The 16787-nt window shown below is 39.3% G+C and carries 11 protein-coding genes and 2 pseudogenes; 2 read left to right on the top strand and 11 right to left on the bottom strand.

Features of this window, described 5'->3' with window-relative positions:
• The 5 genes and pseudogenes from prpF to L652_RS0109210 form a co-directional block, all read right to left on the bottom strand.
• Positions 1–941, bottom strand: a pseudogene (gene prpF / locus L652_RS01000000123585) (2-methylaconitate cis-trans isomerase PrpF); the annotation flags it as partial.
• 11 nt (positions 942–952) lie between these two features.
• Positions 953–3556, bottom strand: a complete 2604-nt coding sequence (gene acnD, locus L652_RS0109190) for a Fe/S-dependent 2-methylisocitrate dehydratase AcnD (RefSeq protein WP_024603414.1) — start codon at positions 3554–3556, stop codon at positions 953–955.
• Positions 3557–3684: 128 nt separating this feature from the next.
• Entirely contained in the window at positions 3685–4809 is a 1125-nt protein-coding gene (gene prpC, locus L652_RS0109200) for a 2-methylcitrate synthase (protein WP_024596657.1), read from the bottom strand.
• 35 nt (positions 4810–4844) lie between these two features.
• A complete protein-coding gene (gene prpB, locus L652_RS0109205) occupies positions 4845–5723 on the bottom strand; it encodes a methylisocitrate lyase (RefSeq protein WP_002962361.1) in 879 nt (292 codons plus the stop codon).
• A gap of 274 nt (positions 5724–5997) precedes the next feature.
• Positions 5998–6684, bottom strand: coding sequence for a GntR family transcriptional regulator (locus tag L652_RS0109210; RefSeq protein WP_007582477.1), 687 nt, complete (start codon positions 6682–6684; stop codon positions 5998–6000).
• A 265-nt stretch (positions 6685–6949) separates the two neighbouring features.
• Here L652_RS0109210 and rsmF point away from each other — a divergent pair, with 265 nt between their 5' ends.
• Together rsmF and L652_RS0109220 are read left to right on the top strand one after the other, a co-directional pair.
• Positions 6950–8401, top strand: a complete 1452-nt coding sequence (gene rsmF, locus L652_RS0109215; RefSeq protein WP_024596656.1) for a 16S rRNA (cytosine(1407)-C(5))-methyltransferase RsmF — start codon at positions 6950–6952, stop codon at positions 8399–8401.
• Between the two features lie 158 nt (positions 8402–8559).
• Complete coding sequence (locus tag L652_RS0109220; protein ID WP_024596655.1) at positions 8560–10503, top strand: acyltransferase family protein; 1944 nt, start codon at positions 8560–8562, stop codon at positions 10501–10503.
• Between the two features lie 486 nt (positions 10504–10989).
• Here the strand turns inward: L652_RS0109220 and L652_RS0109225 are convergent, their stop codons facing one another.
• The 6 genes and pseudogenes from L652_RS0109225 to L652_RS0109250 form a co-directional block, all read right to left on the bottom strand.
• Complete coding sequence (locus L652_RS0109225) at positions 10990–11715, bottom strand: VpsP family polysaccharide biosynthesis protein (protein ID WP_024596654.1); 726 nt, start codon at positions 11713–11715, stop codon at positions 10990–10992.
• On the bottom strand, positions 11708–12436 hold the full coding sequence (locus L652_RS0109230; RefSeq protein WP_024596653.1) for a CpsB/CapC family capsule biosynthesis tyrosine phosphatase: 729 nt from the start codon (positions 12434–12436) through the stop codon (positions 11708–11710). The genes L652_RS0109225 and L652_RS0109230 overlap by 8 nt, the downstream gene beginning before the upstream one ends.
• 15 nt (positions 12437–12451) lie before the next feature.
• Positions 12452–14659 (bottom strand): polysaccharide biosynthesis tyrosine autokinase, encoded by a 2208-nt coding sequence (locus L652_RS0109235; RefSeq protein WP_024596652.1) that lies wholly within the window; start codon positions 14657–14659, stop codon positions 12452–12454.
• A 22-nt stretch (positions 14660–14681) separates the two neighbouring features.
• Positions 14682–15210, bottom strand: a pseudogene (locus tag L652_RS01000000123590) (polysaccharide biosynthesis/export family protein).
• Positions 15210–16430 carry an outer membrane beta-barrel protein gene (locus tag L652_RS0109245; RefSeq protein WP_029770246.1) on the bottom strand — a complete coding sequence of 407 codons (1221 nt, stop codon included), beginning with the start codon at positions 16428–16430 and terminating at the stop codon, positions 15210–15212. The pseudogene L652_RS01000000123590 and the gene L652_RS0109245 overlap by 1 nt, the downstream one beginning before the upstream one ends.
• On the bottom strand, positions 16414–16787 hold a 374-nt coding region (locus L652_RS0109250), incomplete at its 5' end, for a sugar transferase (protein ID WP_024603416.1). The genes L652_RS0109250 and L652_RS0109245, both read right to left, overlap by 17 nt.

Here is a 16787-nt window from a genome sequence, read left to right on the forward strand (position 1 = left end):
CCATCATGGCATGATGCAGTTTACCCATCGACATTGCGCGCACGAGTAAGTTAATGTTGGCAGCCTCAATAACTTTACCGCTAGATGCAGTGTAATCTAAAGGCGCTGCAACAAACGCAACCTTTGGTGTATGTTGGCGAGCTTGCGCTTCATTAATATCAGTGATTAAGCCCATTTTAACGGCGCCATAAGCGCGAATAGTTTCAAGCTTTTCAAGCGCTGCAACATCGTTATTTATATCGCCTTGCAGCTCTGTGCCGGTATAACCAATATCAGTGGCGTTAATAAATACAGTAGGAATACCTGCATTTATCATCGTGGCTTTTAAAGTGCCAACACCTGGTACTTCTAAGTCATCAACTACGTTACCTGTTGGAAATAACACGCCATCGCCATCAGCGGGGTCTATAAATTCAAGTTTTACTTCAGCTGCAGCAAATGTAACGCCATCGAGCTCAAAGTCGCCGGTTTCTTGTACTTCGCCATTGGTCATAGAGACATGCACTAATATGCTTTTTTTAATATTAGCCTGCCACACACGCACAATAGCAACACCGTTATTAGGTACTCTGCTTTTATCGACCAAACCATTACTAATGGCAAAAGCTCCGACTGCTGACGTTAAGTTGCCGCAGTTACCGCTCCAATCTACAAAAGGTTTATCTATTGCCACTTGACCAAACAAGTAATCAACATCGTGATCAGCTTGCTCACTTTTACTTAGGATTACGGTTTTACTGGTGCTTGATGTAGCGCCGCCCATACCATCCGTTTGTTTGGCATACGGATCGGGGNCTGCCAATAACACGCAGTAATAAATTGTCGCGCGCCTCGCCTGCTACTTGAGCAGGCTTTGGCAAATCAGTTAAATTAAAAAATACACCTTTACTGGTGCCGCCACGCATATAAGTTGCAGGCACTTTAATTTGCGGTTTAAACATAGTGTTTGCCCTTATGCAGATTGCGTTGCTTCTAAAAAGTCTTGAGCAAAGCGTTGTAACACACCACCAGCTGCGTAAATAGAAAGCTCTTCTTGGGTATCTATACGGCACTTCATAGGCACAGTAAGCACTTCACCATCTTTACGGGTAATACTTAAATTAACGGTGGCACCTGGTTTTAAATCACCCGTTACATCGTACGTTTCACTGCCATCCAGCTTTAGAGTTTTACGCGTTGTGCCTGCTTTAAACTCAAGCGGTAAAACCCCCATACCAATTAAGTTAGTACGGTGAATACGCTCAAAGCCCTCTGCTGCTATTACTTCAACGCCTGCAAGTCTTACGCCTTTTGCAGCCCAATCGCGCGACGAACCTTGACCGTAATCGGCACCGGCTACGATAATAAGCNTACGCTCCATGTAGGCTTCGATTGCTTCCCACATACGGGTATTAGTGCCTTGTGGCTCTATGCGAGCGTAAGAACCTTGCTTAACGTCGCCGTTTTCATCAAGCACCATTTCATTAAGTAGTTTTGGGTTTGCAAAGGTTGCGCGCTGCGCTGTTAAATGATCGCCCCGGTGCGTTGCGTACGAGTTATAGTCTTCCTCTGGGACGTTCATTTTGGTCAGGTATTCGCCAGCAGCGCTGCTTGCCATAATTGCGTTTGATGGCGATAAATGATCCGTTGTAATGTTATCGCCAAGTACTGCAAGCGCACGCATACCGGTCATTGTGCGCTCACCCGCAAGTGCACCTTCCCAATATGGAGGGCGACGGATGTAGGTACTTTCTGGGCGCCAATCGTAAAGTGGATCGTTATCTTCACCGTAATCTACGGTTAAATTAAACATAGGCTCGTATACTTTTCTAAATTGCTCTGGCTTAACGCTTTGCTTAATTACCGCATCAATCTCTTCATCTGATGGCCATAAATCTTTAAGCGTAATATCGTTGCCTTGTTGATCTTGTCCAAGTATCCCTTTTTCAATATCAAAGCGAATAGTACCTGCAATAGCGTATGCAACAACCAAAGGAGGTGACGCTAAAAATGCTTGCTTAGCATAAGGATGAATGCGCCCATCAAAGTTACGATTACCTGAAAGTACAGCCGTTGCGTATAAATCACGTTCAATTACTTCTTTTTGAATCACAGGGTCAAGCGCCCCGCTCATACCGTTACATGTTGTACACGCAAAACCAACAATGCCAAAGCCAAGTTGCTCAAGCTCTGTTAGTAGGTTTGCATCTTCAAGGTATGATTGCACTGCTTTTGAGCCTGGTGCTAATGAAGTTTTAACCCAAGGTTTGCGCATTAAACCCTTAGCATTTGCATTACGGGCAAGGAGTGCTGCAGCAATTACATTGCGTGGATTACTGGTATTGGTACAACTAGTAATAGCGGCAATAATACATGCGCCGTCTGGCATTAAGCCTTGTTCATTTTCAACAACGCCCGAAATACCTTCTTTAGCTAAATCGCTTGTCGATACACGGCGGTGCGGATTAGATGGACCTGCAATATTGCGCCCCACGCTTGATAAATCAAACTTAAGTACACGTTCGTATTTTGCGGTTTTTAAGCTATCGCTCCAAAGGCCTGCTGTTTTTGCGTAGTTTTCTACAAGGGCAATTTGTTCTTCTTCACGCCCTGTTAAACGCAAATAATCTATTGTTTTATCATCGATATAAAACATGGCTGCAGTTGCGCCAAATTCAGGTGTCATGTTTGAAATGGTTGCTCTGTCGCCAAGTGTAAGCGCGTCTGCACCTTCACCGTAAAACTCTAAATAAGTAGATACAACACGTTGCTCACGTAAAAATTCAGTAATGGCTAGTACAATATCGGTTGCGGTAATACCTGGTTGGCGCTTGCCTGTTAGCTCAACACCAACAATATCAGGCAAGCGAATATATGAAGCACGGCCAAGCATAACGCTTTCAGCTTCAAGCCCGCCTACACCCACAGCAATAACACCTAGCGCATCAACATGTGGCGTGTGGCTGTCGGTGCCAACTAGTGTATCTGGAAATGCAATGCCATCTCGGTTTTGAATAACCGGCGACATTTTTTCAAGATTAATTTGATGCATAATGCCGTTACCCGGTGGGATAACGTCAATATTTTTAAACGCAGTTTTTGTCCAGTTTATAAAATGAAAACGGTCATCATTTCGTCTGTCTTCAATGGCGCGGTTTTTTTCAAATGCGTCAGGATCAAAACCGGCATGCTCTACCGCTAGTGAATGATCCACTATTAACTGCGTAGGTACTACCGGATTCACTTTAGCCGGATCGCCGCCTTTTGCTGCAATTGCATCACGAAGCCCAGCTAAATCAACAAGCGCTGTTTGCCCTAAAATATCGTGGCATACTACGCGCGCCGGATACCACGGAAAATCCAAGTCTTGCTTTCGCTCAATTAGCTGGTTAAGTGCATCGGTTAACATGGCAGGGTCGCATCGGCGTACTAGGTTTTCGGCAAATACACGTGATGTATAAGGTAGTGTGGCGTATGCACCTGGCTTAATTGCATCTACGGCTTCTTGCGTATCGTAATAGTCGACATTTGAGCCCGGTAGAGGTTTACGGTATTGGGTATTATTAATTATGGTCATGGTAAGGGTTCGCTAATTTGGTGACGGTGTTTGCTCACAGCTAGCGTGTTTAATGAAAAGTTTGAGAAAAACTGCTCGCTAGTGGCTATGTGCAATAAAAAGTGAGCACATGCGTGCTCACCCATTTTTTAACGTGACTCTATTGGTGTGTAACTACGAGCATCAGGGCCTGTGTAATCGGCACTTGGGCGGATAATACGGTTGTTAGCGCGTTGCTCTTTTACATGCGCAGTCCAACCAGTAACACGGCTCATTACAAATATTGGCGTAAATAATTTAGTTGGAATATCCATAAAATGATAAGCAGACGCATGGAAAAAATCAGCATTACAAAACAGCTTTTTCTCGCGCCACATAATCTCTTCACAACGAACAGACACAGGGTAAAGCACGGTATCGCCTACCTCTGCTGCTAGTTTTTCAGACCATTTTTTAATAATTATATTGCGTGGATCAGATTCGCGATAAATAGCATGACCAAAGCCCATTATTTTGTCTTTACGTTCAAGCATGCCCATAATTTCTTTCTCAGCATGTTCAGCGCTTGTAAAACCTTGAATCATATCCATTGCCGCTTCGTTAGCACCACCATGTAATGGACCACGTAGCGTGCCAATCGCACCGGTTACACAAGAGTGAATATCAGAAAGCGTTGATGCACACACACGCCCTGTAAAGGTAGAGGCGTTAAACTCGTGCTCTGCGTACAAAATTAGTGATACATTCATTACCTGTGCAAACAATTCACTAGGTGCTTTGTCGTGTAATAAATTTAAAAAATGTGCGCCAACTGAGTCGTCATCAGTTTGTGTTTCAATGCGTACGCCATCGTGTGTAAAGCGGTACCAGTAACAAATAATACTTGGGAACACAGCAACCATACGGTCGATTGCATCATTGGCTTGGCTAAAATCATTTTCCATTTCAAGGTTACCCAACATTGAGCAGCCCGTGCGCATTACATCCATTGGGTGCGCGTTTTTAGGAATATTTTCAAGCACGGTTTTAAGTGCATCTGGTAAGCCGCGTAAGCTTTTTAGTTTTGCTTTATATTCTGCCAATTCGCTTGTGGTTGGTAACTCACCACGTGAAAGTAAAAAAGACACTTCTTCAAACTGCGCTTTTTCGGCAAGTTCGCTAATATCGTAACCACAATACGTTAAACCAGAACCACTTTGTCCAACAGTACACAATGCTGTTTGACCAGCCACTTGTCCGCGTAAACCCGCGCCGCCTAATGCTTTATCTACCATGATCTTCTCCTATCTATAATTTGTGTGAGATTTTATTATTTGTCAGATTTTGATGAAAAAAGTGTGTCGAGTGTGTTCTCGTACGTGTGGTAATCTAAAAAGTCGTAAAGCTCAGAACGCGTTTGCATATTTTCAATTTGGCTTTGTTGCGAGCCTTCATTTAAAATTGCTGAATACACGTTTAGCGCTGCTTTATTCATGGCTCTAAATGCACTGAGTGGGTAAAGCACCATTTCAACGCCTACATCGCTTAGCTGCTCTTTTGTGTAAATAGGTGTTTGGCCAAACTCAGTAATGTTTGCCAAAATTGGAACGTTAATCGCTTTTGCAAATGCTTGGTAATCAGCAAGGTCATGTACGGCTTCTGCAAAAATAGCGTCAGCACCGGCTTCAACACAGGCAGCTGCACGGTCTATCGCGGCATTTAAACCTTCTTTTTGAAATGCATCGGTACGCGCCATAATGTAAAAATCGCTGTCTGTTTTTGCATCCACCGCCGCTTTAATGCGATCAACCATTTCACCTTGGCTTACAATTTCTTTATTAGGGCGATGACCACAGCGTTTTTGCGCTACTTGGTCTTCTATATGAAAACCCGCCGCACCGGCTTTAGTCATTTCTTTTACTGTGCGTGCAATATTAAATGCCCCACCCCAACCGGTATCGGCATCAACTAACAGCGGTAAATCACTCGCACCTGTAATACGACGAATATCTTCAAGCACGTTATCAAGGCTTGTCATACCCAAATCAGGCATACCAAACGAGGCGTTTGCAACACCGGCACCTGAAAGATAAATAGCTTGGTGGCCCATTTTTTCTGCCATCATCGCTGTGTAGGCATTAATAGTACCTACCACTTGTAACGGGCGGTTATTGGCAATAGCGTGTTTAAATTTTAATCCTGCTGACATTACTTTCTCCTCACTTTGAACGGTTGCTACGTGGAGTAACTTATAGTTTTAATATGTAATTGTGACTGTTTAACTGCTCTTGCTAGCTTTTAACTTTTAACTTTTAACAGCTTCTGTTTTTTGCGACTAATATCAATCTGTATGCGTATGAGGTCTATTTAACGATAAGAAAATCGTTCTGTAACTAGGCAATAATTTTTATGTTTAGTGGTTCTAAATAAAAAATTTTTAACGACGTTACGGAGCGATTTAATCCGTTAAATTGTTCGAATACTCATATTGATTGGTATACATCAAATTTGGTTTGAATATTTGCTTGCGATGCACTGATGTGGCGCTTCATAAGCATTTCGGCCAGTTCGCCGTCGTGGTTTTCAATGGCGTTAATAATAGCTAAATGCTCATCAAACGCTTTTGATACACGCGGCCCCACCATGCCCATTTGTACACGGTACATGCGTATTAATTGATAAAGCTCATTACACAGTAAATGAATTAAATGCGCGTTTTTACTGCCTTGAATAATACGGTAATGAAAATCTAAATCGCCGGCTTCTTGATAATAAGATTCGCCCTCTTTAACACGTTGTGTTTGTAGGTGCTGATTAAGTAATTGCTTTAAGCCTTTTACTTCTTCGGGTTCCATATTGTCGGCAGCAAGCCTACATGCTAAGCCTTCAAGTGAGCTGCGAACTTGATACACTTCAATCAAGCGCTCAGCGGTAAGAGCAACTACTCGGCAACCTACGTTAGCTTTACGCTCAACAAGGTAGCAACTTTCTAGGCGATTTAACGCCTCTCTAAGCGTTGCACGGCTTACACCATAACGTTTGGCAAGCTCAGGCTCTGATATTTTACTGCCTTGAACTATGCTGCCCTCAACAATCTCACGGCGCATATCTACAAATACTTGATCTGATGCGGTAGTTATAGGCGCTTCGTTTAAAAATGTATGTGTCATAAGTTATTTTTTAGATTGTCGACAATTAATGTGGTTACTATGGGCTTATTAAAAAATCATGTCAACCCTTAAACCTATCAAAACGACTAAAAAACACACCCATTGTCGACACTATTAATCTAAAGTCGTATAAAAATGGTTTTACAATGGACTAATACAGTGAAGTGTCGACAGCGTAATAAATTAGATGTTACGCTTTTTAACGCTGAAAACACCTCGCATAAATGCTATTATCGCGCTTTATTTTTATAGTATGAGCTAACGCGTGAACGCCAACACTTTTATTCCTGAGCACTTTATTGATGACGTAAAAACCTATTTACCAGCGCATCTAAACTTAGATGACTTTTTAAATGCATGTCGCAAGCCGCTCAGAAAATCTATCCGCGTTAATACATTAAAAATTAGCATTGAAGAATTTGTAGAACGTGCCACTGAAAAAAATTGGCTGCTAACCCCAATCCCTTGGTGCAGTGAAGGCTTTTGGTTAGAACGCCCAAGCAATGAAGAACAAAACCTAGCCCTAGGTAATACCGACTTACACCTAAGCGGTGCTATGTACGTACAAGAAGCAAGTTCAATGCTGCCCCCTATGGCATTAAAGCAAAGTATTGAACTCGCAGACTCTCAAAATAATTTCGTGCTTGATATGGCATCAGCACCGGGCTCTAAAACATCGCAGCTTGCAGCACTTATGAATAACCAAGGCGTGCTTGTTGCAAACGAGCTTTCGTCATCGCGCCTAAAAGTACTAAGCGCTACATTAAAACGCATGGGAGTAGGTAACTGTGCGCTCTCGCATTTTGACGGTGTTATATTTGGTAACTACATGTTTGAATGCTTTGATAGCATATTGCTAGACGCGCCATGCTCTGGCGAAGGCACAGTACGTAAAGACGCCGACGCACTTAAAAATTGGTCCATAGAATCAAACATACAAATAGCCCAAGTACAAAAAGACTTAATTAAAAGCGCTTTTTATGCATTAAAGCCAGGTGGCACATTAGTGTATTCAACCTGCACACTTACCCCGCTCGAAAACCAACAAGTGTGCGATTATTTACTCAGTGAGTTTGGTGACTATATTGCGCCTGAGTCCCTAAGTGATTTATTTGAAGGTGCAAGTAAAGCAACAACAAGTGAAGGCTATTTGCATGTATGGCCGCAAACATTCGATAGCGAAGGCTTTTTTATTGCTAAATTTAAAAAGCACGCAAGTTGCAATAACCCAAATCAAACAGTTAAAAAAGGTGCATTCCCGTTTAACGAGTTTGATAAAAAACAAAGTGCCGCGTTTATGCAATCGCTTAAAAAGCACTTTGGGTTAACTAACCTACCTGGCAACTTAATGCAACGCGATAAAGAACTGTGGTTATTTCCAGAAGGGTTTGAAGCCGTCCAAAATAAAATTAAATACGCACGTTTAGGCATTCAAATTGGAATTATTCATAAAAACGGCGTAAGGCTAACGCATGAATTTGCAACCGTATTTGGCAATGAGTGTAAAACTAATATTTACGCGTTAAATAACGAGCAAGCAAATGATTATTTCCAAGGTAAAGATATACGCTTAACTGAAGTAACTCAAACAATAGGTGAAGTAGTTTTAACACTGTGTGGGTGCCCTATTGGGCTGGGAAAATGGCAAAAAAATAAGATTAAAAACTCATTACCACGAGATCTAGTGCAAAATACACAGTTAATAAGCTGGGGTTAATCGATATACTTTACAATATATTAACCATATAATAGTTAAGCATTTAAATGAACTTCATATATAGCTGGGCTAATACATAAAATTAATGATGATTAATTTACTAGCGTTATTACTAGGTCTCATTTACAAAAAATCTATATCAATTAAGGAGTAATAGTTTGCAGTTCAGGGAAGATATTAATGGCTTAAGGGCTATAGCAGTTATTGCTGTTGTTTTATTTCATTTTAACTCATCTTGGATGCCTGGTGGATTTGCAGGCGTAGATGTATTTTTTGTTATCTCCGGTTTTTTAATGACAGGGATAATATTTAAAGGATTAGAACAACAAAAATTTTCTATTTTAAGGTTCTATGTTGCACGCGCAAATAGGATTATTCCAGCGCTCGCCATTCTCTGCATTATATTATTAATTTTAGGTTGGTTTTACCTTACCCCTCAAGACTATAAAGCATTAGGAAAACATGCCGCTAGCAGTGTAACATTTGTATCAAACGTAACATACTGGCTAGAATCAGGCTACTTTGATGCCTTAGCAAGCGAAAAATGGTTATTACATACGTGGTCATTATCTGTTGAATGGCAATTTTATCTTATTTACCCATTAGTCCTTGTTGCACTATATAAATTTATATCTATAGACATGATGAAAAAGGTAGTGTTATTTAGCACTATTTTAGGCTTTGTATTTTGTGTTCTGGTCACTTATAAATGGTCCAAAGGCGCTTACTTTTTATTACCCACAAGAGTGTGGGAAATGTTGCTAGGTGGGGTTGCATACCTGTACCCATTTAGCATTAAAGACAAACAAAAAAAGTTAGTTGAATGGACCGGTATTGTACTTATTTTAGGCTCTTACTTTTTAATTTCAAAAGATACACCTTGGCCTGGTTACTTTGCTTTTTTCCCTGTTTTAGGTGCATTTCTTGTTATTCAAACACAACGCAACAATAGTATCGTCACAAGTAATATTGTCTTTAAAAAACTAGGTGCATGGTCGTATTCGATTTATTTATGGCATTGGCCTCTAGTTGTAATCATTTATTATTTTTCTTTAAATGATAATTATATTTATATCGGCATTGCATTGTCAGTACTACTTGGATTTTTAAGTAACAAATATATTGAAAAAATTAAGTTCAAAAGTGATTTTAATAAACGTTTAGATTATTTAAAGTGTAAACCGCTATATTTAGCATTAACTGTTGGAATAGCTGGATACATAGTTATTTCAAATAACGGCTTTGATAGTGAGGTTAGGCTAACCTCTGAACAATTGATAGTTACTAATGGTATGCATAGAAATAACCGAGAGCATTATTGTGGTTCACTTATCGATGGAGATTCTCCATCTTGTAAATATGGTGATGGTGAAGTTAAGGCTATCGTTTTAGGTGATAGCCATGCACAAGCCTTAATTGAGGGTATTGGTGTTCAAGCAAAACTACATAATGGTTCTGTGATCGATTGGGGATTAAGCGCCTGTAATACTATAAAGGGGCTTTATACTACAGACAACCTAGGCAACGTTATAGATGACTCTTGCGGAAAACTAGTGAGTAACTTAATTACTCGCGCTGGTAATGAGTTTAGCGGCATACCCATAATAATTATTAATAGAACATCACTAAACTTAGTCGGCCGCAACGAAGATAAAATCAGCACTCCCCCAGACAGTTTTGTTGATAAAAGGTTTCAAACAAGAAGTGATGCTTATAGAGAAAACTTGGTATCGCATATGGTCGATACTATTTGTGAGTTATCAGAAAATAATCCTGTATATATATTGAGGCCAGTACCTGAGCTAAAAATTAATGTACCTAAATCTATGTTTAGATCAGCGCTAACTCAAAACCAAATGGAAAGAGTAAAACTTCCTAAATTAGAGTATGACACTCGTCAAAAAACAGCGTATGAGATGCAAAATAAAGCGGTTCAAAAATGCGGAGCAAAAATATTAAACCCAATCCCGTTTTTATGTAACTCAGAGTTTTGCCATGGAGACATTGATGGAAAACCACTCTATTTCGACGATGATCATTTAAATTTGTATGGGACTAAAATTATTTCGCCTGTATTTGATGAAGTATTCATGAACAATTAGGAATAAATCAAAGCTCAGAAAAGGAATAGTTAAGGCTGAGGAAAAAACAAATAAACGTTAGCTTAGTTTCACCTAAACTATAGAAAATATTACTCTCTGAATCATAATTATATGCCTTATTAAGTAGGAGAACTTGTCGTTTATGACTAAATAGTAAGATGGCTTTAACGCGGTATGGTTACCCTAGTAGGCGGCGAGAATGAAAAAGGATAAGATCAAAAATTCACTGCCGCGCGATCTAGCACAAAATACATGGCTAATAAGTAGGGGTTAAACTAAAGTGCAAATTACACATAATTAATCTAATCATTTGTTATCAAATGTAACCAGGTGGCAAAATTAGTTATGCTTTTTTCAATAGCTTTACTACACTTTAAAGTACTTTCTTCTTCTCCCTAACGAACCAAGAAAGTGTTTTAGTTAACGCTAGACTCAATTTAGAGTCACTTTATAGCCCAGAGGTTTTTATAAAATCTCTGGGCGTTTTTATTTGCAGGTTTGTTTGTAAATATAACGCTGTTTAAGTTTTTTGTAAGCAGCACCAAATTGTAATGACATGCATAAGGTAGGTAGTTGATTTAATTGTTTAGCAATAGTGTAAATGCGGTTAAATCGATAGCCATATTGGGCAGCCATGCTTAAAGAGTTTACATACAGTGCCTTATACTCAGGAGGTAGTTGCTGCCAATTTGCTAATGAAATTTCTATAATACCCAAATGCACCTCAAGCTTGTATGGACCTACTTTTTTAGCCTGCTCAATATAATTTAAAACTTGTTTACTTGGACCCTCTTGGTAACTAGTAACTTTAGCTAGCTCAATCCAAGTTTCAGCCCATGAGCTTCTAATCTGGGTAGAATGAAGTAAAAACGATTGTATCTCTTTATATTCAGTATCTAGCTTACTTTGCTCAATGAGATCAGTCTTAGCTAAAACTAGAAGCTTAATATACGACAAAAAATGTAAGTAATGGGCATGTTCAGGCTCAAGCTGTATGGCTAACTTAATAGCATTTTGGGCTTTGTTGAGCTCATTATTATAAACCTCAGGTGCATCAATGGGTGAGGTATTACTGAGCTCTTGTACTGTATTTAGTGAGCTAAAATACCAGGCATTAGCGCGCATACTTTGTAAACTAAAATAACAAATAATGAGCGTAACTATTGCCAACAGAGCAAGTTGTAATCGCTTAATAACCAGCTGTTCAATCATTAAACAATACCTCAGTTAAACACTTAGGGTTTGTTACAAACAGTGCATGCGATTTACTTTCACCAAGCATGTCGGTTACTCGTTTTTTTGCCTTGCTTAAAATAGGTGGCCTGCGCTTTACCGAATGAGCGTCAGATGCAATATAACTAACTAAATCGGCTTTAAGCATATGCTCACTAATGTATTGAGCTTTCTCTCCCCAAAGGCCTTCAATGCTAGACGCTGTTAACTGAAACTCGCATCCTAACTGTGTTAGTTTTTCGATGTAAAATAGGTTTGACTGAATATCACGATTTCGCTCTGGGTGCGGAATAACCACTTTTATATTTTGTTTAGCTAGCCAAGTAATAAATTTATCGTACCCTTGAGGCACATGTGAATGAGGTAGTTCTAACAATAAATAATTAAAGCCATTTTTTTTGCCAATAAACGGGAGTTTATTAGTTAAAATAAGCGGCATTAACTCAACATCAAGGCGAGCCTCAGCGGCAACTGCAATATTTATATTAATATTTTGAGCTAAACAAGCTGCTTTTAAGCGAGTTAAATCGTTTAAAAGTTGGGGAGCCGAATTATTATACCGGCCTAAATGAATATGTGGGGTTGCAACAATATGTGTTATACCGTCGCTTTGCGCCATTTTTAAAAGCGCTAAAGACTCGTTTATGTCTTTAGCGCCATCATCAATACCTGGCAAAATGTGTGAATGTATATCAATCACAATGTAATAGGCCGTTTAAGTATTTTCTGGTTCAGGTTTTTTAGAATAATCGTGGTAGTCGTAATAACCATAGCTATGCTCATCGTTAGACTTGCTCATATCCACCTGATTTAGCACCACACCGGCTACATGTGCTTTTACCTCAAATAACCGCTCAAGGCCTGCCTTAATTGGTTTAATACGTGTGACGTCTGATTTAACAACATATATTACCGAATCAGCACTTTGGGCTATTACTAATGCATCACTCACAGCTTGTGTTGGTGGTGTATCAATAATTATATGGTCGTACTGAGTTTTAAGGTGTTCAATCAACTGTGTAAATTTTATGTTTGATAACAACTCAAGTGGGTTACTTGGTATTTGCCCGCTTGGCATTATTACTACACCTGATTTTTCATCAATGTGAACGCATTCACTAAGTTCTTCTGTACCCACTATTAGGTTTGTTAAACCAGGGTGATAAACCGGTATTTCAAATCGCTTAGCGATAGCTGGCTTACGCAAGTCGCCATCAATTAGCAATACTTTACCCATTTGAGCTAAAGATATTGCTAAATTAGAAGATGTTGTTGTTTTACCTTCACCTGGCGATGTAGAAGTAACTGCAATTATTTTATGCTGTTTATCAAGCTGAGTTAAAAGTAAGCTGGTACGAAATGTTCGTACTGACTCTGCAAAGCGCCTATACGTTTCGTCAAGATATGCATGCATAGGCAATACACTTTTTTTAGGTAAACTTACTTGCGGTAATAAGCCAAGCATTCGTTGAGCTAACTTGCTTTCAACATCAGGTTTGGTTTTAACGGTATCGTTAAGCGCATCAAAAATAAAGCTCATAACTATTGCAAAAATAAAGCTCGCTACAAACGCAAGTACTACAATAAGCTTTTTGTTGGGTTTACTTGGATTGTTTGGCGCATAAGCTCGGTCGGTAAAGCGTGCGGCAGCCGAGGTAAAATCGCTTGTTACTTCGGTTTCTTTAGAGCGTGATAAAAACGTATTAAATATATTGCGGTTTGTTTCTACTTCACGTTTTAGCTGGTTATATTGAGTTTCTTTACGGGTAATATCTTGGTAACGCGCTCTAATATTATTTAAGTCATTTTCAAGGGCACCAACGGTTCTTGTAACCCTATTAAGCTCTTTTTCAATACCCGTAATTAGGCCCTTAATTTGTTTATTAAGATTATTTTTTACTGTAACAAGCTCAGCACTTGCCGATATAATTTTAGGGTGCTTAGGGCCATAAACTTCACTTAACTCGCTTAACTTACGCTCAACGGTAACTACATCACGTTTTACGTTTTGAATAACATTATGTGATGTTATTTCAGGCATACTGCCTAATAGCTCAAGGTTATTGTTGCCGTATTCAGTTATAACTCTGTTAATGCTCTCTAACTTGTTTTTTTCGTTGCGTGCTTCAATTAACTGAGCCGATATTTGCTCAAGCTCTTGTGTTGCAAGCCCTGCAATACCTTCAATATCAATAAGGTGCTGATCTTCTCTAAAATCTTGTAAGCGCTCTTCTGAGTTATCGAGCTGAATACGAAGTTGCGATAACCTCGAGTTTAACCAACTAGAAGCCTGTTGAGTTATTCCCATTTTCGCGCGCATTTGGCTTTCTATGTATATATCGCCTACAGCATTAGCAACTAAAGCGGCTAAAGCGGGATCGCTCGACTCATAGCTTATATTTACTAATTGGGTATTTCTGATTGGTTCAATACCTAGCTTAGATTTATAAATACTCAATAAAAAAAGCATTTTTTGCTCTGCTTTTTCTTCTGCAGATAAATATCTTTCTTCATTTTTATTTAAAAAAGGCAGTAAACCTTTTACATAGCCTTTAACTTCCCCCATTAAACTAGGTTTAGCAATAAAATCGCCATGTTCTTCTAAATTAAGCTTGGTAATTACTTCTCGGCCAATACTGTCAGATTTAAGTATTTCAAATTGCGTTAAGTAATACTCTTTTTTTGTGGTATCAAGGCCATAAATTTCTTCAAAACTAACCGCTTTAGATTGCTCTGATTCGATAAGTAAAGTAGCAGATGCCGTATATTGCGGCACCAGAGTTAGAGCAAACATAATTGTTAATAAAGTAACAACTACCGAAAAGCCAACAATACGCCACTTAGCACGCTGTATAACCTTTAGATAAACAGTGAAATCAATAACATCTTCATTATCAATTGAATTATTCTCGAACTTATTCATTATTTACTGCCTTTAAAACTGCTTAAAACAAGCGTTGTTCTATTTTTATTGTATCGCCTGCTGCAATTTGGCTATTAAGAGTGCCTTTTTGTTGCTGCTGCTTAGTTTGCTCTTTGAAAATATAAATTTTATCGGTCGATGCTCGCTCAGTTAAACCACCCGCTAACGCAACGGCTTNCTTGGTTAACTGTCATAGCTGGCTGATAAGGGTAAGCACCAGGAGATTTAACCTCACCATGTATATAAAAAGGTCGATACTCAACAACCTGAACATATACACTTGGGGTTTTTAAATAATCAGGCTGCAAACCATTAACAATTGACTTTTCAACCTCAAAGGTAGTTAGCCCGGCAAGTTTAAGTGCCCCTAAAAATGGGTAATTAACCTCACCACTATTGCCTAGCAATGCAGTAACCTCTAAATCGGGCTCACCAAATACTTTTATTTCTACTTTGTCACCAGGGCCTAACACATAGTCTTGCGCCGTTTGTGCAAAGCAAGCTCCACTTAGTAACAACAAAACAGCACTAAAAAAAAGTTTACAGTTCATTAATTAGCCTTTAAAGCAAACGTAAAATTAACACCCACTATTACACGATCAAACTCAATTAATGGTTGGTTTGAGTTTTTATCAATAAAGTCAATATAGGTCGAAATTAAACCAAAGTTATTAGCTTGGTAATTTAAACCAAGTCGAGCGCTTTTTGTTTCATCTTTACGACCAATATCGCCAGTGTATTGCTCATCAATATAGCTCACACTTGCTACAGAGGCTAAATAGTCACTCCAATCGTGTTTCCATTTAACGCCGTAAGTACTTTCTTTAATGTAATCGCCTTCAAGCAGTGGGTCGGTTGCCGCTCTACTGGTTGTAAAATCAAACGTTGAGTAAGTTAAAGGTTGCCAAGTAACGCCAGCTTCCCAGCTTAAGCCACTAAAGCTTTCACGTTGGTTATCGTCAAAGTCTTTGTTTTGATAACCAAGTTTAAAGGTGCCTGAGGTAAGTGATGTTGCTTCCCACTCCATACCAAAAAGCACTTTAATATCGTCAGAATTACGTGAAACACCACTAGCCTCTAAAACGTCGTATCGGAAGTCATCGCGGGTTACTTCTACAAACAATCGTGTTGCAGCTTGCGTGTTATAATACCCTTTTGCACCAATTAAAGTTTTATCGTAATCACGAAATTGTGATGTAGCTCTAAAATTTTGGTATTTTTTACTGTAAAAACCAGACACCAACTCTAATTGTGCTTTAGATGTTTGCGAACCAAATTTATAAGTACCAGTAATATCTTGTTGTTGGTATTTTATTAGCTCGTCAACAATATCACCCAAGCCCTGCGTTAAACCAGTACCTCGTGGCTCGTACAACCAATCAGCAGTGCCGTTAATATCAAAAACGTGTCGGCTGGTAAGCTCTTTATGTATGCCGGCACCCAAATTAACTTGAGTAAAGTTATCAACAGAATCTTTATTATATAAAGAGCTACTGGTGCCAACGTTTAATTTGTAGCTATCGGGGCCATCGTCTATTACCGCTGCAATACCTGGCGAAATAGTCCAAATTACGCGCGACTCTTCGTCGGTTGGCGTATTAAAAACGTTATCGTTAACGCTTAGTCCGGTTTGCAAAACTGGGGTAATTTCGGCACCATCTTTGGTCATAAAGCTGCCTGGCGTAAATTTGGCCAATGCAGGAGCTGACAATGTTGCCGTCAATAAAACTACAGCACAAGGTATAACTGATTTTTTAGTATGCATTTGCATTTTTAAATCCCTTAAAAATTGTCATAAAAATTATTTTAACATCTAACCATAAAGACCAATGCTTTATGTAATGTAAATCGTATTCAACACGTTTTTCCATTTTATCAAGCGTATCGGTTTCGCCGCGCCAACCGTTAATTTGTGCCCAACCAGTTATACCTGGCTTAGCTTTATGCCTAAACATGTAAAATTCAACTTTTTTACGATACTCTTCGTTGTGGGCAACGGCATGGGGCCGAGGCCCTACTATCGACATATCGCCTTTTAACACGTTTATAAATTGCGGTAGCTCGTCAAGGCTAGTACGGCGTAAAAACCCACCCAACTTTGTAATACGGGCATCGTTTTTGGTGGCTT

It is taken from the genome of Pseudoalteromonas sp. TB25, from assembly GCF_000497995.1.
In the GTDB taxonomy this organism is placed as follows: domain Bacteria; phylum Pseudomonadota; class Gammaproteobacteria; order Enterobacterales; family Alteromonadaceae; genus Pseudoalteromonas; species Pseudoalteromonas distincta.